Origin of the sequence: Sporosarcina luteola, assembly GCF_023715245.1 — a bacterium.
GTDB lineage: Bacteria > Bacillota > Bacilli > Bacillales_A > Planococcaceae > Sporosarcina > Sporosarcina luteola_C.
In genome coordinates this window covers 2,056,813-2,076,734 of record NZ_JAMBNV010000001.1, presented here as the reverse complement: position 1 = coordinate 2,076,734, position 19,922 = coordinate 2,056,813, and the positions used below count along the sequence as shown (strand labels likewise).

Sequence of the window (19,922 nt, the reverse complement as noted above, 5' to 3'; positions counted from 1 at the left end):
ATGCTTAGAAAAGTGGAAAAGAAGGAGTTTGGACAAAATGGAAAAACCTATACATGAAGAGATTGCATCTCGACGAACGTTTGCAATCATTTCCCACCCGGACGCCGGGAAAACGACGATGACGGAAAAACTGCTCTATTTTGGCGGCGCCATCCGTGACGCAGGTACCGTAAAAGGAAAGAAGACAGGTAAATATGCAACATCCGACTGGATGGAAATTGAAAAGCAACGTGGAATTTCAGTCACGTCTTCCGTGCTGCAATTCGATTACGATGGCAAGCGCGTCAATATTCTAGATACACCTGGACACGAAGACTTCAGTGAAGACACATACCGTACATTAATGGCGGTTGATGCCGCTGTCATGATGGTCGATTCGGCAAAAGGCATCGAACCTCAGACAATCAAGCTATTTAAAGTGTGCCGGATGAGAGGCATTCCTATCTTCACGTTCATGAACAAAATGGACCGCCAAGGGAAAGAGCCTCTCGAACTGATGGAAGAATTGGAAGAAGTTCTTGAGATCGAATCATATGCGATGAATTACCCAATCGGCATGGGCAAAGAGTTTATCGGTGTTTATGACCGTTATAATAATCGCATCGAGCAAGCACGTGTCGAAGGGGACAGTCATTTCCTTCCGTTGAATGAAGAAGGGGAGCTTGCAGTCGAGCATCCGATGACGGAAACTTCTTATTACAAGCAGGCGCTTGAAGACGTTCTGCTTTTAAATGAAGCCGGGAATGAATTCGATGTAGAAAGGGTTGCCAAGGGAGAATTAACCCCTGTGTTTTTCGGCAGTGCCTTGACGAATTTCGGAGTGCAGACATTCTTGGAAACATTTCTTCAGTTTGCACCACCTCCTCAGCCTAGGAAAACGAAGGACGACCAACTTATCGGTCCGAATTCAGAGGAATTCTCAGGATTCATTTTCAAAATCCAGGCGAATATGAATCCGGCTCACCGTGACCGCATCGCTTTTGTCCGGATTGTATCGGGCGGATTCGAAAGGGGAATGTCGGTCACAGTACCACGAATTTCGAAAACGATTAAATTATCACAGACGACACAATTTTTGGCTGATGACCGTGAAACGGTAAATGAAGCGGTTGCCGGGGACATCATCGGTTTGTATGACACGGGGAACTACCAAATCGGCGACACTGTTGTCGGAGGGAAGTCGAATTTCCTGTTCGAAGCGTTGCCGCAGTTCACGCCTGAGCTGTTTGTTCGTGTCACAGCGAAAAACGTCATGAAGTCGAAGCATTTCCATAAAGGGATCCTTCAATTGGTTCAAGAAGGAGCAATCCAATATTACAAAACGTTGCATACAGAAGAAGTTTTATTGGGTGCCGTCGGTCAACTTCAATTCGAAGTATTCGAGCACCGTATGAAAAACGAATACAATGTTGATGTGCACATGGAGCATATCGGCTCCAAAGTCGCTCGCTGGATTGAAAATGAAAGCGATGTGAAAGAGTCGATGACGGGGCAACGTTCCATGCTCGTGAAGGATCGTTATGATAATTTGGTCTTCTTATTTGAAAATGATTTTGCACTTCGTTGGTTCGGTGATAAATTCCCGGACATCCGACTGTACAGCTTACTATAATTCAGCAATTAAACCGGGGGGCTTGGTCTCTCCGGTTTTTCTTTTTTTCGATGTACTGTTTTCAGGTGGGTCAAAGATCATGAAATGACGATAAAACTTGGGAAATGATCGATAACTTCCGGGAAATGATCGATATCTCCTCCAAAATGATTGATAACTCCCTGGAAATGATTGATATATCTGTGGAAATGATCGATAAAATTTCCGAGCGTGTTTACCGGAAGGATATATTGTTCATGTTTGATGTTACTGTCATCTTTCAATATGATAGTAGTAAGCGCTTTGCAGACGAAAGGGATGTGCAAATGAAAATCAGTAACTTTTCCATAAAACGACCTGTCTTTACGATTGTGACAATGTTTTTAGTCATCATCCTAGGGGCAGTTTCCTTTTTTAAAATTCCAGTGACACTTATACCCGAGTTGAACCCTCCGGTAGCAGTCGTCGTCACCAACTATCCGGGTGCCTCTTCCACGGAAGTGAGTGAGAAACTGACAAAGCCCCTTGAGGCAAGTTTGTCTACTGCCCCCGGCTTGAAATCAATGCAGTCGTCATCACAGGAAGGTGCCAACTTCATTCTGCTCATGTTTGACTGGGCTACAAAAATCGACGATGTGCAACTGGACATCATGCAACGAATCGACCAAGTACCAGTACCGGAAGGCGCCAATGCTCCTAGGTTCATGAAATTTGACCCTGCACAATTTCCGGTAATCCAATTATCGCTTCGAACGAACTCAGAAGAAGCGGATATACGGGATATCGCGGAGCGTCTGGAAACGGAGCTGCGGAGGACGAAAGGAGTCGCCAGCGTTACCGTTACAGGAAAGTTGGTGGAAGAGGTCCAGGTCATTCTGGATCAGAAAAAGCTCGAGGATTTCGGACTTGTCCAATCGGATATTGTACAGGCAATCCAAGCGAACAATGTATCGATGCCAGGGGAGCCGATTGAAACGAATGACGGCAAGCAACTGACGACAAGAATCATCAGTTCATTAACGACCATCAGCGATTTTAGAGAAGTCACGGTAGGCATCAATCCGATGACCGGAGGAAAAGTGAAAGTGAAAGACATTGCGGATGTTGCAATGTTAGAAGCGAAGGCAACTTCCGAAACGAGGGCGAATGATCAACAGGCCGTCCTCATGTCTGTGCTGCAGGAATCCGGTGCAAATACGGCAACGGTGTCTACAGCTTTCAAGGATGCGTTGGATCGATTGCTTACCCAAGAGGAATACGACGGTGTCGAGGCGGATATTCTGTTCGACCAAGGTGACTATGTGAAACTTGCCGTCGGAAATATCGGCCAATCATTATTGCTTGGCGGACTATTTGCGATGATTGTTTTGTTTTTATTCCTCCGGGGGATCAAAAGCCCGATCATTATCGGCATTGCGATCCCTTATTCTGTTATCGTCACATTCGTGCTCATGTTTTTCGCTGATTTCTCGCTCAACATCATGACGCTAGGCGCGTTGGCGCTAGGGATCGGGATGTTAGTCGATAATGCAATTGTTGTCATCGAGAATATCGAACGGCATATTGCAATGGGGAAAGATCGTACTGAAGCTGCAAGGGACGGTGCGAAAGAAATCAGCGGAGCGATTACGGCTTCAACATTGACGACACTCGCCGTCTTTGTGCCCGTCATTTTCATCAGTGGCTTGATCGGGCAGATCTTCACGGAATTCGCGTTGACGATTTCATTCAGCCTGTTTGCTTCCCTTGTCGTCGCATTGACGGTCGTACCGATGATGGCGAGCCGGATGCTTACTAAACCCACGAAGAATATCGAAGCGAGAAGGCGACGTTCGAAGACGTTGAATAGGTTTGAACGATCGGTCAAATGGTCACTCCGCCATCGTGCACTCGTGTTAGTTATGACACTTGCCCTTCTTGTAGTTAGCGGTTTCGGCTTATTCAAGGTCGGTACGGAATTCCTGCCACCAACGGATGAGGGGTTCTTTAGCATCTCGATTAAGATGCCGAATGGGGCATCGTTGTCATCTACAAAGACAATCGTGAAAAAGATCGAGACTAGGCTGAAAGAGGAAAGAGAAATTGACGTTTATGTAAGTCTTATCGGAGGAACGCAGCAAAGCATGGCGCAAGGAGGTTCAGAATCGGATCGGGCGGAAATGTACGTCAAACTCGCACCTCTAGAAGAGAGGGATCGTTCGGTATTCGAGTTCGTCGATGATGTTCAACCCGATGTACTTGATCTCGTAGGTGAAGAAGCAAACGTAAGCTTTGAAATGCAGACTGCAGCAGGATCGAGTCCGAATACATTATCCTTTACGTTGAAAGATACGAATGAAGCGAGATTGAACGAATCGGTAGCTAAACTTGATGAAGAGCTGCGGAAGATGGATTCGATACTTGAAGTATCAAATAATCTTCAAGATACGGTCGAGGAAATCCATATTGAAGTAGACCGTGAAAAGGCATCGGATCTTGGATTGGTGCCTTATCAAATAGCGCAAACCGTGAATTCAATTACACGCGGTCAAGCTGCTTCGCAATTTATTGATAAAAAAGAGAATGTTGTCTCGGTCATCGTCCAGTACGATGAAAAGTATCGCAATAGCATTGATAAGTTGAAGCAAATCAAGTTGAGGGTTGCATCAGGAGCTTTCATCCCATTGAAGGATGTCGCATCGATTTCCATTGCAGAAGGCCCGGTATCGATCCAACGGGTTGACCAAGCCCACTCCGTCTCCTTCAATGTAAAGTATGAGTCGTCATTGTCACTAGGGGATGTGACTGATAAAGTGAATGGAATCGTGAAGAAAATCGAACTGCCAGAAGAGACGGAAATGTCTTATGGGGGCGATCGGGAACTTTTCGAGAGTGCCATCGATGATATGCTAATGGCCATTGTTCTTGCCGTCGTCCTTGTCTATATCGTCATGGCTGCCCAATTCGAGTCCTTCAAGTACCCGTTTGTCATCATGTTCTCTGTACCTCTGATGGTGATTGGGGTAGCGTTAGGGCTATTCTCTACGAATACGCCTATCAGTGTGACTGCTGTCATCGGCATTCTGGTCCTCGTCGGCATAGTCGTCAACAACGGAATTGTTCTCGTTGACTATATCAACCAACGGAAAGATGCTGGCATGTCTTCATATGATGCCATTATCGCCTCTGTGAAGGATCGCGTGCGACCAATACTGATGACCGCCTTGACGACAATACTAGGGCTGTTGCCATTGGCGCTCGGAATCGGTGAAGGGACTGAAATGAATCAGCCGATGGGGATTGCTGTCATCGGTGGGTTGATCAGCTCTACATTCCTAACGTTGTATATCGTTCCAATCATTTACAGTTTGTTCGACCGGCAAACGAGAAGACGTGCGGTTGAAGTTGAATAGAAGCAAAAATCCGGAGGTGCAACTCTCCGGATTTTTTACTAGTTTTTCGTCGCGAATAAATTGTGTCCAGATATCTTTGATGGTATAATTTCTTAGTAAGCACTCAACAACCAAATATTTCTTTTGACAGTTGTCAAAGGGGAGTAGCTATAGGGCAACCTATTTCATAGTCGTCAGTACATGGCAAGCGCCATCGGTTATGATAGCAGATATTCACTTGAAAATTTCTGACTTAGCGAGACCTTTGCCTTTTATTAGGTGAGGGTTTTTTTATTTGGAGAAATAAGGAGGAAATTAAATGGAAGCAATATTATTGGAATACGCATGGGTACTTGTTGTATTGATTGCACTAGAAGGGTTACTGGCTGCGGATAACGCTGTCGTAATGGCTGTCATGGTGAAGCATCTTCCGAAAGTTCAACAGAAGAAGGCATTGTTCTACGGCTTGCTTGGGGCATTTGTCTTCCGTTTTGCTGCATTGTTCATGATTACGTTTTTGGTGAACATATGGCAAATACAAGCATTGGGTGCTGCATATCTCTTATTTATAGCGATTAAAAGCTTAGTAGATAGAGGGAAAGATGATCACGATGATGTGAAGAAACAGCGTAAGCAATCCGGTTTTTGGATGACGGTTTTCAAGGTAGAGCTAGCAGATATTGCATTTGCCCTTGACTCGATGCTTGCCGCAGTCGCATTGGCGGTCACTTTGCCGGAGCTTGGTGATTTTCATGTCGGCGGAATTAACGGAGGCCAATTCGTCGTAATGCTTCTAGGTGGAATCATCGGTTTGGTTATTATCCGTTTTGCCGCCAGACAATTCGTCGTGCTATTGGAGAAATTTCCTTCCCTTGAAACAGCCGCATTCCTTATTGTCGGCTGGGTTGGAGTCAAATTGGTCGTAATGACATTGTCACATCCGAAGCTGCAAATCATTGATGAGGCATTCCCGCATTCGACGATCTGGAAATCAATCTTCTGGGGTGTCCTTTTAGCAATTGCTATTGGTGGTTATTTGACTGCAATGGCAAGAAATCGAAAAAAAGTGTGATTGAAGCGGCCGGTACATGGCGAAATGTACCGGCCGAATGTTTTTTTATAGCGATTTTCTTTCCTTTTAAGCAGAAGTTCACTAAAATGAAAAGACGATTCCCTCTTTTTAGAAAGGTTCTGATGGCATGAAACTCACAAGGGAAAGTCTGCATAGATTCACGCCCGCTCAAGTTATCGTCTTTTATTATTTCTTGGCGATCGGATTTTCCTTCCTATTGTTGAATTTGCCAGGCGTTTATTTGCCAGGCGTCGAGGTCAGCTTCATAGATAGTTTATTCACTGCGGTTAGTGCGGTCAGTGTGACAGGGTTAACTCCGATTAGTATAGGGGGCACCTATTCCGTCTTCGGGTTATGCATGCTTATGCTCGTCCTGCAATTAGGCGGAATCGGAATTATGTCGATCGGTACATTCTTCTGGCTTTTGGTCAAAAAGCGAATCGGCCTGCGTGAACGTCAACTCATCATGGTGGACCATAACCAATATTCGCTAGCCGGAGTCGTCGGACTCATTAATCAAATTGTCCGGATCATCTTTTTGATTGAGATTACAGGTGGCATCATTTTGACATTGTATATTAAGCGGTATTACGACACTTTCAGTGAAGCTTTGCTGAATGGTATGTTCATGTCGGTATCAGCGACCACGAATGCCGGTTTCGATATTACGGGATCATCGTTGCATCCTTATTTCGGTGATTACTTCGTACAAACAGTCACGATGATTCTCATCATCCTAGGTGCAATCGGTTTCCCTGTGCTGATAGAAGTGAAAAGCTATTTCTCGAAAAAAGTGCCGAATTTCCGTTTTTCCCTCTTTACGAAAATTACAACCGTCACATTCGGATTATTGCTCGTATGGGGGGCGTTATTCATTTACATTTTAGAGTCATTCCACTCCTTTAAGGGGTTGGCATGGCATGAAAAGATTTTTGCCTCATTGTTTCACTCTGTGTCTTCACGGTCAGCAGGATTGACGACCTATGACATTACACAGTTCAGTGAAGCGACGGATATTTTCATTTCATCATTAATGTTCATTGGGGCTTCACCGAGTTCGGTAGGTGGCGGAATCCGAACGACGACATTCGCTATCGCGCTCCTGTTTCTGATCAATTTTGCACGCGGCAATAACGTCATTAACATTTTCCGACGGGAAATCAAGCTTATAGACGTCTACCGCTCTTATGCAGTTATCCTGCTTGCGGCAATGATGGTTATGACGGCGTTGCTTATTTTGCTGATTACCGAAAAGGATGTTCCGGTCGTCGCACTCCTCTTTGAAATCACTTCTGCATTTGGTACGTGCGGCATGTCGCTCGGAATTACATCTGACCTGTCGGTAATTGGTAAATTAATCATCATGGTTCTCATGTTTATTGGACGAGTAGGTCTCATTTCATTCCTGTACACATTAGGTGGAAAGACCAATAAAAAACCTTACACATATCCTAAAGAACGCGTCATCATCGGATGAAAAAAGCATCTTTCCTCGCTGTTTAGAAGAGGAAAGATGCTTTTAATGTTTAGAGAACTGTTTTCTCCGTTGTTTTTTCAATAAAATGAAATTGTGGATTTTGTCCTTTGCAGAAAAACGTGACAAGATAGCCTTCTTCTTTCACAGAACCTTCTTCATATGCCTCTGACGGTCGGATGGAGACCGGAGTGATGAATGTATGCTTCCGGATATTCCTTTCGGTAAGCCGTGTAGGCGTTGAAATATTGCTCAGAAGGACTTTGTCATCCAACACCGACCTTTCGATTGCTGCCAGTGTTTCAGGCTCCATGTCTTCACGCCACCAAATATGTCGAGGTTGGAAAGTGTGATGCGCCAAATAATCGATTTTCATTAAACTAGTAACGATACTCATATCCGCTTGTCCATAGTCAAGGAGGAACTTCTCCAGTCTTGTGTACAAATCCTGAAGCTGATGGCCAATTCTCGACCAGCCCTTCGTTTCCCAAAACGTACCGAATTGCTGGAAGAAGTCGAACGGCGTTTCAAACACTTCTGATACGAGATACTCAACTGTACGCGGCATACGATTGTCATTCCAATACTTTTCTAGTACATCCTCGGTCTGTTTGATCCGTAAGATATCATCAAATGTCAAGACGTTATTGGATAAGATTTCATAAGGAGCTTCGTCGATATACGTATAACCGAATTGTTCAGCCTGAATACGCAAGCCAGTCCCTCTTAATAGCTTAAGGAAGCCTAATTGAAGCTCTTCAGGACGCATGGCAAAGACATCGTTGAATGTATCTCTGAATGAAGCATAATCCTCTTCCGGCAACCCGGCGATCAAATCTAGATGCTGCGCAATCTTTCCGCCATCTTTCACCATAGTGACAGTTCTGGACAGCTTTTCAAAGTTTTGTCTTCGTTGTACTAGTTCATTCGTCAAATCATTTGTCGACTGCACTCCGATTTCAAAGCGGAAGAGTCCGGCAGGAGCATTCTCGTTTAAAAAGTTGATGACTTCCGGACGCATGATGTCACCGGTTATTTCAAACTGGAAAACCGTCCCCGCCATATGTTCATCAATAAGAAATTGAAACATTTCCATGGCGTAGCTCCGACTTATATTAAACGTGCGGTCTACGAATTTGATTGTCTTGGCGCCATTTTTCATCAAATATCGGATGTCGTCCTTCACTGAATCCCTATTGAAATAACGGACGCCGACTTCGATGGATGATAAACAGAATTGACAAGAGAACGGACAGCCCCTGCTCGTCTCAATATATGTCACCCGGTTGCCCAGATGAGGAATATCTTCAGGGAATCTGAAAGGGGAGGGCAGCTCTCGTAAATCTAGTTTCGGTCCGGGAGCAGTAGATTTCAATCTTCCGTCCTCTAAGTAGGCGACTCCTTGCACTTCTTTGAGACTGATTTTCCCCGCATGGTAATCGAGCAATTGTTTAAAAGTCCTTTCTCCTTCGCCGAGAACGATAAAATCGATCTCAGGGACTTCTTCCAACCATTTGTCGAAGTCATACGTCACTTCAGGTCCTCCGGCTACAATGACAAGTTCGGGATTTGTCTTTTTGAGTACCCGGATTACCTTAATCGATTCCTCAATATTCCATATGTACAAACTGAATCCGACAATACTTGGTTTTTTTTGATAAATATCTGATACAATATTTAAAACTGGATCTTTTATTGTATATTCCGTCAATATAGGCTCATATTCCGGCATTGCGTATGTTTTCAAATACCGGATAGCGAGGTTTGTGTGAATATATTTTGCGTTTAATGTAGTGAGAACTATGTTCATATGCTTGCTCCTTTGATATAATACTAATTACTGATAAATTAGATACCTATTTTAGTCATTAACTACTATTTTATTGCGACAGATAATATGAAATAATCAGAATTGAAGACACTTTATTTAATTGAAGTTCTAAAAAATGATTTTTTTCGCATGAAATCTTGTCGTTTCACATATTGTTTGGTAATAGGCACAGGAGGTATCAAATGAGTGATTTCGATAGTACTTTAAAGAGCATGTCATTCCTGTTGGATGACAGTTTTCGACCTATGTTGGTTTTACAAGTAAATGGGGACATTTATTATGAAAATGAGCCATTTAAAATGCACTTCGACATAACAGACAAAAAGAATATCAGTGAAATCATAGATTCGACTTCTCTGTGTGAATGGACAGGATTTTCCGAACGGGCAAGGACATCTGAACAGATACTGATGGAAAAATTGTCGGTTACATTATGTTTTGATGAAAATGGCCCGAGTCAATTGCAATTATTCTACATTCCCGACATAAAAAAGATCATTGCAAAGTTTGATTTACAGGAACCTTGCAAGATTCCGTCTTTAAAAACGTATTTCAATGCGTTCAGGCAATCATCCGATTTTCTGCTTTTGGTCGATCAAGACGGAAAAATCCGTGATGTAAATGAAGTGCATAGCGTGTTTATCAATCAAACACGGAAGGAGTTGATTGGTCAAAGTATTGGCAATGTCCTTTCCATAATAGATCCTGAAAATGATGAGTCTGTTCATGGTCTTCTTGAAAAGGTGAAAGACCAAGGCTTTGTCGAGTCAATTAAAACGTACCAAAGGTCAACAGAAGATACAAGATACTATCATATTACAACCTACTATGATAAAGAAACAAATATGTTCATTTTCCAAATGTCAGATTCCACTGAAATAGAGAATCTGCAAGTACAGTTGGCCCATTCAGGATCATTATCCGCCGTCGGACAAATTGCTGCTAGCATTGCTCATGAGATAAGAAATCCGATTACAACTTTGAAAGGATTCACACAACTGCTAAAAGTATCGGCTACAGATGATTCAATCCGCTATATTTCCGTAATTGAAGACGAAATAGAGAGAATGGAAACTATTCTTGGGGAGATGCTCGTTTTGTCAAAGCCCTCTGAAAAGAAGAAATCCGTGTTCTCTTTGGAAGTATTGGTCGGAGATATGGTTTCAATACTATTGCCTAAAGCGGTCATGGATGGCATCGAAGTCGCCCAGTCGGTGGAACTGAACAGCAACCCACACATTTTCGGCGATCCGGATAAGATGAAGCAGGTTCTTTTAAATTTATTTAAAAATGCATTGGAGTCGATGCAGGTCGGTGGAAAGCTAGCCGTTCACCTCTCGGAATCCGACGGAAAACTTATCCTTTCCATAACAGATACGGGAAAAGGGATGACTCGCCATCAAGTGAGCCAAGTGTTCATGCCTTTTTTCAGTTCAAAGCCGGGAGGAACAGGCTTAGGACTGCCATTTGTTCTGAAAACAGTGGAAGATCACGGCGGGACGATTGCCGTCGATAGTCAAGTCGACGTAGGTACAAAATTCATATTGACCTTCCCTAAGGCAAAAGAAGGTGCTTCGTATCCTTTGAGTAGCAAACAGTCCATCGTCTCTTGAATCGATCCGTTTTGACACATTCGTCTATTTGTCGCTATAATAGTGTCGAGACGCTGACAGGAAAACAAAAGGTGGATCCGAACTATGTCAAATGATACAGAACGTGCATTGAAATTATTCATCGTCCTTTCAAGGGCAAGCAAGGTTGTCTTGGAAGAGGCGAATAAACTGATAGAAACCTATAAGCTGAATCCTACGGAGTTTGCTGTCCTGGAACTTCTATACCACAAAGGAAGGCAACCAATTCAAAAAATCGGTCAAAAAATCCTGCTTAGCAGCGGATCCATGACGTATGTCGTAGATAAGCTTGAAAAGAAAGGGCTTATTGAACGGGTGTATTGCACCGAAGATAAACGGATCACGTATATGTCTATTACAGCTGCGGGCAAGGGATTGATTGAAGATATTTTTCCGTCCCATGAAGAGAAAATCAATGAATTGATGTCCGCCCTTTCGAAGACGGAACAGGACACGGCAATTGAACTCCTGAGAAAGTTAGGATTATCCATTAAGAACCTTTCATGATTTCATGCATAGAATACGCCGAACAGGCATAACCTGTTCGGCGTTTGTCATTCTACTATCTAAATTATTGTACTGTCTGTCCCATATTCAAGAAATCAGATTTGAATTCTTCATCTGGATTATCGAAAAGAGTAAGTCTAACGACCATACCATCTTTTTCAAAAACGACTCCCGTGACAGGTCCTGTTTCCGTATCCACCTTGAATGCTTTTGCATTCTTGATGCCCTCATCCTCGACATCCGAATAAACATCCGTCAATTCTTCAGGTTCTGCGCCATTGCTTGCAGCTTTCAATACCTCAAGCATATTATCCGCGAAATAGTCATATGCTCCATCTTCGGCAGGTTGTGTTTCGATTCGCATAAAAGCTTCTGGATTCTCGTCTGCAAACAAACTATCCCGTCCAGGCTCTTCACTAGTTAACGTATAGCCGGGCAATACTTCAATTGCATATGATTGGGCATCGCTATCAGTTAGCACAGCATCGGCCATATCAGCAGCGGACTCCTCAGCGCCATCATTTGTAGAATCGGATCCCGCATCGGTTGACGTTCCATCCGTCGAGCTGCCGTTTGCTCCATCGACAACTTGTTCTGGTTCATCCGTTTTGGTTTCCTGTTGAACCGCATTATCGGTGCCACAAGCTGTAAGGAGAATCGCAGCCGCAAAACCTGTGCAAACTATTTTCCAATTGAATTTCATTGAAAATCCCTCCTATTCATTTATCCCGCATTAACCGGCAGTAATTCTCTCCCGCTAAGGCGGGAGATCAACTGCCAGTAAATGCCCGATTGGTTTACCTAATACTCAGTGGGGGATAGAATCCCCCTGAGCGAGTTTCACTTTATTGGACGAAGTACAACGTAAAATGTTTCATTCATCAGTGCCGTGGATGATTGTATAGCGTTTATGGTTGATGACAGTTTTTTCCTCCATTTGCAGTTCATCGAAATTTTCCATATATGTCAAATCGACGATTACAGAGTTCTCATTCACTTTCTCCACAATACCTTGCAAGCCATCTTTAAACTCTATAATATTTCCCACTTCTGCGATTTTCATAATCAAACAGCTCCTTAAACAGATTATCTTTTATAGTTTGCCTTAAAAAGTCCGTGACGTAAAGTGTTTCATTCTAAAAAAGTATTTTCATTTATTCTGCATAAACTGAGGGTAGTAGAACCTGTTGTTAATTGAAGTTTCATTCTATTGTAAAATATCTTAAATTGAGATACTTGTTTTCTCTAAAGTCGTGTATAATTATTATTCAGGTATATCTACACTCGGGAGGTATTGCGTGTGAAACATTTACTGGAAGCTCAAATTGAGACGACGCGCAAGGAATTGATTACCGTAGCGGGCATAAAAGGCTTATCTTCAATTGATACATTACTTATAAGCGAAATGCTCGATAGATTGATCAATGAATATAATTCCCTGGAAGAAATGCCTGGACTAAGGAATGGATAGAGACTAGAAAGGGTGGGGTAGTAATGGTAACGATTAAGGACTTCCGAAAAGAATTGAACCAAGCGGTAATTGGCAGAGAGAAAGAATTCGATTTAATGCTTATCGCACTTTTACAACAGGGACATGTTTTACTGGAGAGTGTTCCAGGTTCCGGTAAAACAATGATGGCTAAGAGCTTTGCTAACGCTTTTAAAGGGGATTTTAAGCGTGTGCAATTTACTCCGGATGTATTGCCATCGGATGTGACTGGCATCCGCTATTTTAATCCCCAGTCGCAGGAATTTATCCTGAAGGCCGGCCCGGTCTCGACAAACATATTATTGGCGGATGAAATAAATAGGGCGACCCCCCGGACACAATCAAGCCTTTTGGAGTCGATGGAAGAAAGGCAAGTGACAATCGACGGTGAAACGCTTTCCTTGCCGATGCCGTTCATGGTCATTGCGACACAGAATCCAATTGAATCGCAGCAAGGGACATTTCCTTTGCCGGCGGCCCAGCTGGATCGATTTTTGTTTAAGTTGAACATCGATTATCCATCGTTTGAAGAGGAGCATGATATACTGCGGCAATACGGCAAGAACCCTGGACAGATCAGGACGAATGCTATCATCGATGCGAGGACGGTCAGAACATGGTCTGCTGATGCCGCAGAAGTGACAGTCCATACAGATGTCGAAAAGTATATATTGAAAATCGTACGTGCAACGAGAGAGCATCCTTTCCTGGAGCTTGGCTTAAGTTCCCGTGCGGCTCTTGCAATTCTTCAGGCTGCCAGGACGAAAGCATATATAGAAGGCAGGGATTACGTTACTCCGGATGATGTCAAATACATCCTTCCACCAGCCGCATTACACCGGATGGAACTTTCGACGGAAGGGGTATTGACAAAGACGATCGAAGAAGTGCTTCAAGAAATCATGAATTCCATTACAGCACCACTTGAGGCGACAGTCTAATGAAGTGGATACGCTATGAACATGGGTTCAGATCGATTCACCAAGGGATGGCGATCACTGGAGTTTTCTTCATTTTTGCCTTCATTTATTTACAAGTTTGGCTTGCCGCATGTTTTGCAGCAGTATTTGCAATGCTCGCCTTCCAGAATATTTATTTTTCGAAGGTTGGACAGCACCTCTCAGTTACATTTAGAGCAAAGCAGAAACGGATTCTGATTGGCGAAAGGGAAGAGCTCGTCTTAGAGTTCGAAAATGGAACAGTACCAATATGGAATGGGACGTTAACTATTTCCTTGGAAGACGCGGTTGCGCCAAGTTCGGATAACAAGAGACACTACAGCGGAATATATGATTTAACAGTCCCTTTTGCAATAGGCGGGAATAAAAAAGTGGAAATCCGTATCCCCCTGGAAGGAAAAAAGAGGGGCTTGTCTAGAGTGACAAGGGTTATGTTGGAAATCCCGCATTTATTCGGAGACGGATTTGTCCATATGGAGCTAAATGAACCGATATATTATCAAAGTTTAGTGTACCCTAGGGTGACATCGCTTGGCAGGGAATTAAAATCATCACCTTATAAACCGGGCGAAACCGAACTGAAGCAATCACTATTCCAGGATGAATTCCAACCGATCGGCACAAGGGAATACATTCCGACAGATCGTTTTGATCATATCCATTGGACAGCAAGTGCCCGGATGCAGAAGCTGCAAACAAAGGAATTTCTGCCTGTCAGCTCGCAAAGTGTCGTTTTAATGATGAACGCGATTGAAAAGGACAGAGGCTTTTTGGACTTTGAAAAAAAGGTGGAGCGCCTCGTTTCGTATGCGGATTACTGCATGAAGAATGATATTCCTTATTCAGTAGCGATTAATATTCGAAGTTTTGGAGCGAAACCTTATTTATTACTGCCGAGCGGATCGGGTAAAGTGCAATTTCAAAAAGTGATGGTCATGCTTGCGAAAATATCGGATAAGCATGCAAAATTGCCTTTCGAGGAAATGCTTCGGCATATGGAAAGTCATGGGCAGCTTCCGCAGACCGTCGTTTTGATCAGTCATGAAAATGACCGTGTCAAAGCTCTTGCAAAACAATGGATTAAACGCTATGAAGTCATCTTGGACAATTCTCATGAAAGGAATGAAAGGATTTGGGACAATCAACATATGAAAAAGACCGGAACCGATTCAACTTATCTGAACGCCTAATTGTCGAAATGTTCCTCCTATCCTATCTATTCATTTTCTTTTTAGGGGAAACCGGTTCCATCATGCCTTATGTATGGCTGTTCATATCAATCATCGGAGGAATCATTTCCTTTTTCCTGTTTTATAATCGGGACTATTCGCTTGGATACGGCGCAGGTTTGGCACTGGTTGTTACGGCCCCGATTCTTCTTTTCAATGCGCCGCTGATGAATATGCTAATTTTCTTTGTTTATGTATTGTGGAGAATCCAAGCGAATTTCAATGGATCCAGAATTCAAGGGTGGCCATTTTTGACTGTAAACACACTTGTTTTTGTCTTTCTGTTTTTCCTGGCACGATTGCTTTTCGCCTATTATAGTCCCGAAGTTCTGATGAGACAACAGATTATCCTGTTCCTCGTTACCTCCTTCCTTTATTTTTTCATACGGATGATTTCAGTTACCGTGAACAGCAGGCAATTAGGCAATTTCAAGGTGAGGGAAGCGGGCAGGGTTTTCGGTTATATTATCGGATTGGGGTCACTTGTATATGTTGTCGTCTTATTTACTTTAGACCCTGTGAGAAGAGGTATGATTAGTGTAGCAGGCTTTCTCTTCGGAGGAGTGCTGACCCTTTTCGGAAAAACGATGGAGCCTATCATTGAGTATTTCAAATCAGGCGCAGAAAAGTTCATCGAAGAAAATTTAGTGGAACCCGAAAGCGGATTCGTTGACTTTGAATTGCAGGGGGAATTGGAGACTTATGGTGCCTCATCTTCCATATTTGAATACACTTCATTGGCAGTAGCATTTGTCATACTGATTAGTATCGCTATTCTTCTCATAATGCGAAAAGGGAAGAAACGTGATGTGGAAAGATTAGAAAACTACTCCTTTTCATTTAAAGGTAGAAAAGCAAAACCCGAAGAGCAACGTCAGTTGTTGTATGACTACTCATCTGCACGGGATGAAGTGCGGGAAACCTTCCTCCAATTCGAGAAAGAAGCGCAAAAACACAATTTCAGCCGCATGCATGGTGAAACTGTGAAAGAATGGTTTTCGCGTATGGGTTGGAAGCAGAATGATTTAATTTTATCGATTTATAATGACGTTCGTTATGGATCTCGCACTCCTTCAGAAAAGGAGCATTCAACATTCATCCAAGAGATTGAACACATTAAAAAAACTTTTTTTGAAAAAGAGGTTTAAGAAGTTTTGAAACGGGGGACATTATAATTGAACACAGCAACATTCTCATTTCCCCCTTTTGAGGACAGACCCTTTACAGGATCTGTCCTCCTTTTTTTGTCCAAAACGCTTATAATGAATATTGCGAACAAAAATGGAGGGATTAATATGGGGAAAAAGAAGATTGCATTTATCGGAACAGGGGTCATGGGCAGTAGCATCGTCAAGCATTTATTGAATGCAGAGTACGATGTGACCGTATTCACCCGCACTAAGGAAAAAGCGGAAGCGCTGATTACGCATGGCGCACAATGGGCTGAAACTGCGGGACAAGCGACTGCAACCGCGGATGTCGTTTTGACGATGGTCGGATATCCATCCGATGTGGAGGAGGTCTATTATTCTGCTGATGGGATTATAGAGAATGCCAGAGAAGGGATGGTTCTCATAGACATGACGACATCCAGTCCTGCATTAGCAAAACGGATTGCTGTTGAAGCTGAAAAGAAAGGGATATCTTCAATTGACGCACCAGTTTCTGGCGGAGATGTAGGCGCACAAAACGGAACACTCTCCATTATGTGCGGAGGGAATGAACAGACGTTCAAAGAAGTTCTTCCTCTCTTGCAAGTATTCGGAAAGCAGATTGTCTATCAAGGGGAAGCTGGTGCTGGTCAACATACGAAAATGTGCAACCAGATCGCCATTGCGACAAACATGATCGGGGTATGCGAAGCGATTGCGTATGGGAAGGAAGCTGGACTCGATGCAGAGACGGTCCTTCAATCCATTTCTTCGGGCGCTGCAGGATCATGGTCACTTTCAAACTTGGCGCCACGGATGATCAAAGGGGATTTCGAACCAGGTTTTTACGTTAAGCATTTCCTGAAGGATATGAATATCGCTTTGGCGGAAGCGGAGCAAATGAGCTTGCCTTTACCTGGACTGCAATTGGCGAAGGAAATGTACAGCGAGCTTGTTGAAGAAGGATACGGTGAAAAAGGAACGCAGGTTTTATACAAACAATATAGACGAACGTAAAGCATCTCCTTCTGCGTGAGTAGCGAGTAAAAAGGGGCTGTTCAGCAAATCAATCGATCTGATTGCCGGAACAGCCCGCTAATTATTTTCCATCCAAGTAGGATGATCTGAACGATTGTGTGTTTGATACTTTAGGACGTTTTGGGATGAACGTTTTTTTCTTGGCACTCTTTGGTGCAATTTGCTCCCCGAGAAAATCGATCAATAATTCCTTAGCAGTTTTTAAATTCATTCGCTCTTGTGGATTACGGAAAGTTTGGTCTTGTGCGCCTAAATGGGGAAGGGACGTGAAGTCGTCTTTTTCCGGTAAGGTATGAAAGAGGAAATCGCTGCACTTTACGAGCACAGTGGAGCTTTGTTGGCTAAGCTGAGGATTGTCGACAAAATGCAAGCCGATTTTATTTGCGTCGCCCGACTGCAACAGCCTTTGGATCGCTTTGTTTTTTAATGTATAAAGTTCACGATTATTCGTTGCTGTTTTCGCATGCCTGTTTACAGTATAAATTGCAATGGCAAGTTGACGCACCGTTTCTTCTTTTTTCAATTGATTCCCCCTCTTTACGATATAAATTCCATTCAACCCTATCATACTGCTTCTTAAAAAATTTTAAAAGCAATTTGAATAAGAAAACCGAAATTTTTGCGAACGGCTATTTTTTTGTCGAATATAAAGGTATACTTGTAAAATAAAGTAGAAAAATCTGTTTCGGCGTCTATAAACAAAATTATTGTACATAGGAGCAGCGACATGCATGGAGGCATTCATGGACAATAACAGACTGCGGGATGAATTGATGATGGAACGCAACAAAAGATTGGAATTTGAACATAAGTACAAGTCTGTCATCGATCATAACTTGGACCCGATTATTACAATTAATTTGAGTGGACGTATTTTATATGCGAATATCGCTGTCCATAAAGCGTTCGGTTACCGATTAAAAGAATTGACGGGTCGTGCCATTCTCGATTTGATCGGCGAAGATAAAAACAAAGAGTTTAATGACTTTCTAACACGAGCGTTTTCCGGCGAGTCTATTGAAATGGAAGGAATCAAGTTCTTTCATAAGAGGGGCAAATATTTATCAACATATGTCAAGACAATCCCTGTTGCTATACGTGGAGATATAAAGGAAATCCATTTGATTTTGAGAGATACTTCCTTTCACCACAAAAACAATGAGAGATTATTATTCCTTTCCTATCATGATCAATTGACGGGTTTATGGAACAGACGTGCATTGAAAGAGCATTTTGATGCTGACGCTGAATATGCCTTTCGAAGTGATGAACAACTTTCATTAATCCATTTGGATTTGGATCGTTTCAATACAATCAACGATTCAATCGGTAGAAACGGCGCTGACGAAATTCTGAAAATGATTGCAGATCGCATTAAACTAGTTACTCCTAAAGGGGGAAAACTATATAGAAATGGCGGAGATGAATATATCATCCTGCTGCAAAACCACTCAATCGAAAAAACAGAGAAGCTCACACAGAAGATCATGAGTGATTTCACGAAGCCATTCTATTTTAATCATCAGGAATATTTCCTTTCGTCTTCAATCGGCATATCGGTCTATCCTGAGGACGGAACGGAATTGGAGGAACTGCTTCAAAAAGCCGAGCAAGCCGTTAGGTTCGTAAAAGAGCGTGGTCGTTCCCATTATCGTTTTTACCGGGAAGAGATGAATACGGCTTTCACTGATACGGCATTAATGGAAGCCCATTTGCGCCGAGCTATCGAATTTAATGAGCTGGAACTCCACTATCAGCCGCAAGTGAATTTGAAAACGGGTGAAATCGACAGCTTCGAAGCGCTGTTACGATGGAATAATCGGAAATTCGGTTTCGTTTCACCAGCCCAGTTCATTCCGCTGGCAGAAGAATCGGGTCTGATCCATTCAATCGGTGATTGGGTGTTGGAAGTTGTATGTGCACAGTTAAAGGAATGGCAAGATAAGCAGTTCCGACCTGTCCGAATTGCAGTGAATATATCTCCTAAGCAATTTCAAGTCGGAGAATTTGCTGAGAAAGCAAAACAAATCATTGAGAAGCATGGGATCCATCCATCCTCATTCGAAGTGGAGATTACTGAGTCTGCCTTGATGAATATGAAGGATACGCTTTCAACCTTGCAAAAATTGAAGCAGATCGGTGTAACGATTTCAGTCGATGACTTCGGAACTGGTTATTCTTCACTCAGTTATTTAAAGCAATATCCAATTGATATCATTAAAATTGATCGCTCGTTTATCAAAGACATAGAATTGGATGAAAAGAATGAAGCGATTGCCAAAACAATCATTAATCTAGCCCACAACCTAGGCATGCAAGTCATTGCTGAAGGCGTTGAAAAGGATTTGCAGGCGAAAATTTTAAAAGAGGCTGATTGTCATAAAGCACAAGGTTTTTTATTTAGCAAAGCAGTTCCGGCCTCGGAAATCGTGGAAAAGTATTTTGCGTAAGGTGTGAGAAGACTTTCTTTTAACGCAGGCATTTGCCTGTTAGAAGAAAGTCTTTTTTATATTGAGTAGTCGTCCGATAGAATGCTATGTTACAATTATGAGTGAATATTCATTCATAAGAAATGGGGG

16 protein-coding genes are annotated in these 19,922 nt (G+C 42.8%); 12 read left to right on the top strand and 4 right to left on the bottom strand.

Going from position 1 to position 19,922, the window contains the following annotated elements; all coding sequences use genetic code 11:
- Nucleotides 1–37: 37 nt before the first annotated feature.
- The 4 genes from M3152_RS09980 to M3152_RS09965 all read left to right on the top strand — a co-directional run bounded on the left by M3152_RS09980 (nucleotide 38) and on the right by M3152_RS09965 (nucleotide 7,511).
- Entirely contained in the window at nucleotides 38–1,612 is a 1,575-nt protein-coding gene (locus tag M3152_RS09980; protein WP_251694975.1) for a peptide chain release factor 3, read from the top strand.
- Between the two features lie 305 nt (nucleotides 1,613–1,917).
- Nucleotides 1,918–4,983, top strand: a complete 3,066-nt coding sequence (locus M3152_RS09975) for an efflux RND transporter permease subunit (RefSeq protein WP_251695312.1) — start codon at nucleotides 1,918–1,920, stop codon at nucleotides 4,981–4,983.
- A 298-nt stretch (nucleotides 4,984–5,281) separates the two neighbouring features.
- On the top strand, nucleotides 5,282–6,034 hold the full coding sequence (locus M3152_RS09970) for a TerC family protein (protein WP_251694974.1): 753 nt from the start codon (nucleotides 5,282–5,284) through the stop codon (nucleotides 6,032–6,034).
- 127 nt (nucleotides 6,035–6,161) lie between these two features.
- On the top strand, nucleotides 6,162–7,511 hold the full coding sequence (locus M3152_RS09965) for a TrkH family potassium uptake protein (protein WP_251694973.1): 1,350 nt from the start codon (nucleotides 6,162–6,164) through the stop codon (nucleotides 7,509–7,511).
- Nucleotides 7,512–7,560: 49 nt separating this feature from the next.
- On the opposite strand, the gene M3152_RS09960 is transcribed toward M3152_RS09965, so the two are convergent.
- Nucleotides 7,561–9,318, bottom strand: a complete 1,758-nt coding sequence (locus M3152_RS09960; protein ID WP_251694972.1) for a B12-binding domain-containing radical SAM protein — start codon at nucleotides 9,316–9,318, stop codon at nucleotides 7,561–7,563.
- Nucleotides 9,319–9,521: 203 nt separating this feature from the next.
- On the opposite strand from M3152_RS09960, the gene M3152_RS09955 reads away from it, so the two are divergent.
- Both M3152_RS09955 and M3152_RS09950 read left to right on the top strand, forming a co-directional pair.
- Nucleotides 9,522–10,952 (top strand): ATP-binding protein, encoded by a 1,431-nt coding sequence (locus tag M3152_RS09955; RefSeq protein WP_251694971.1) that lies wholly within the window; start codon nucleotides 9,522–9,524, stop codon nucleotides 10,950–10,952.
- Nucleotides 10,953–11,036: 84 nt separating this feature from the next.
- Nucleotides 11,037–11,477: a MarR family winged helix-turn-helix transcriptional regulator gene (locus tag M3152_RS09950; protein ID WP_251694970.1), complete on the top strand. Its 441-nt coding sequence runs from the start codon at nucleotides 11,037–11,039 to the stop codon at nucleotides 11,475–11,477.
- A gap of 64 nt (nucleotides 11,478–11,541) precedes the next feature.
- Here M3152_RS09950 and M3152_RS09945 read toward each other — a convergent pair whose 3' ends face one another.
- Both M3152_RS09945 and M3152_RS09940 read right to left on the bottom strand, forming a co-directional pair.
- Nucleotides 11,542–12,180 (bottom strand): hypothetical protein, encoded by a 639-nt coding sequence (locus M3152_RS09945; RefSeq protein WP_251694969.1) that lies wholly within the window; start codon nucleotides 12,178–12,180, stop codon nucleotides 11,542–11,544.
- Nucleotides 12,181–12,351: 171 nt separating this feature from the next.
- Nucleotides 12,352–12,540: a YkvS family protein gene (locus M3152_RS09940; protein WP_251694968.1), complete on the bottom strand. Its 189-nt coding sequence runs from the start codon at nucleotides 12,538–12,540 to the stop codon at nucleotides 12,352–12,354.
- A gap of 237 nt (nucleotides 12,541–12,777) precedes the next feature.
- Between M3152_RS09940 and M3152_RS09935 the strand changes: the two genes are divergently transcribed.
- The 5 genes from M3152_RS09935 to M3152_RS09915 all read left to right on the top strand — a co-directional run bounded on the left by M3152_RS09935 (nucleotide 12,778) and on the right by M3152_RS09915 (nucleotide 17,322).
- Nucleotides 12,778–12,948 (top strand): aspartyl-phosphate phosphatase Spo0E family protein, encoded by a 171-nt coding sequence (locus tag M3152_RS09935; RefSeq protein WP_251694967.1) that lies wholly within the window; start codon nucleotides 12,778–12,780, stop codon nucleotides 12,946–12,948.
- Nucleotides 12,949–12,971: 23 nt separating this feature from the next.
- Nucleotides 12,972–13,907, top strand: a complete 936-nt coding sequence (locus M3152_RS09930) for an AAA family ATPase (RefSeq protein WP_251694966.1) — start codon at nucleotides 12,972–12,974, stop codon at nucleotides 13,905–13,907.
- Nucleotides 13,907–15,115 (top strand): DUF58 domain-containing protein, encoded by a 1,209-nt coding sequence (locus M3152_RS09925; RefSeq protein ID WP_251694965.1) that lies wholly within the window; start codon nucleotides 13,907–13,909, stop codon nucleotides 15,113–15,115. The genes M3152_RS09930 and M3152_RS09925 overlap by 1 nt, the downstream gene beginning before the upstream one ends.
- On the top strand, nucleotides 15,058–16,302 hold the full coding sequence (locus tag M3152_RS09920) for a hypothetical protein (RefSeq protein ID WP_251694964.1): 1,245 nt from the start codon (nucleotides 15,058–15,060) through the stop codon (nucleotides 16,300–16,302). The genes M3152_RS09925 and M3152_RS09920 overlap by 58 nt, the downstream gene beginning before the upstream one ends.
- Nucleotides 16,303–16,416: 114 nt before the next feature.
- The gene (locus M3152_RS09915) at nucleotides 16,417–17,322 is read left to right on the top strand and encodes an NAD(P)-dependent oxidoreductase (protein WP_285847139.1); all 906 of its coding nucleotides are present in this window, start codon (nucleotides 16,417–16,419) and stop codon (nucleotides 17,320–17,322) included.
- Between the two features lie 82 nt (nucleotides 17,323–17,404).
- Here the strand turns inward: M3152_RS09915 and M3152_RS09910 are convergent, their stop codons facing one another.
- Nucleotides 17,405–17,866 (bottom strand): YkyB family protein, encoded by a 462-nt coding sequence (locus M3152_RS09910; RefSeq protein WP_251694962.1) that lies wholly within the window; start codon nucleotides 17,864–17,866, stop codon nucleotides 17,405–17,407.
- Between the two features lie 220 nt (nucleotides 17,867–18,086).
- Between M3152_RS09910 and M3152_RS09905 the strand changes: the two genes are divergently transcribed.
- Nucleotides 18,087–19,793, top strand: coding sequence for a putative bifunctional diguanylate cyclase/phosphodiesterase (locus tag M3152_RS09905; RefSeq protein WP_251694961.1), 1,707 nt, complete (start codon nucleotides 18,087–18,089; stop codon nucleotides 19,791–19,793).
- The last annotated feature ends 129 nt before the right edge of the window (nucleotides 19,794–19,922 follow it).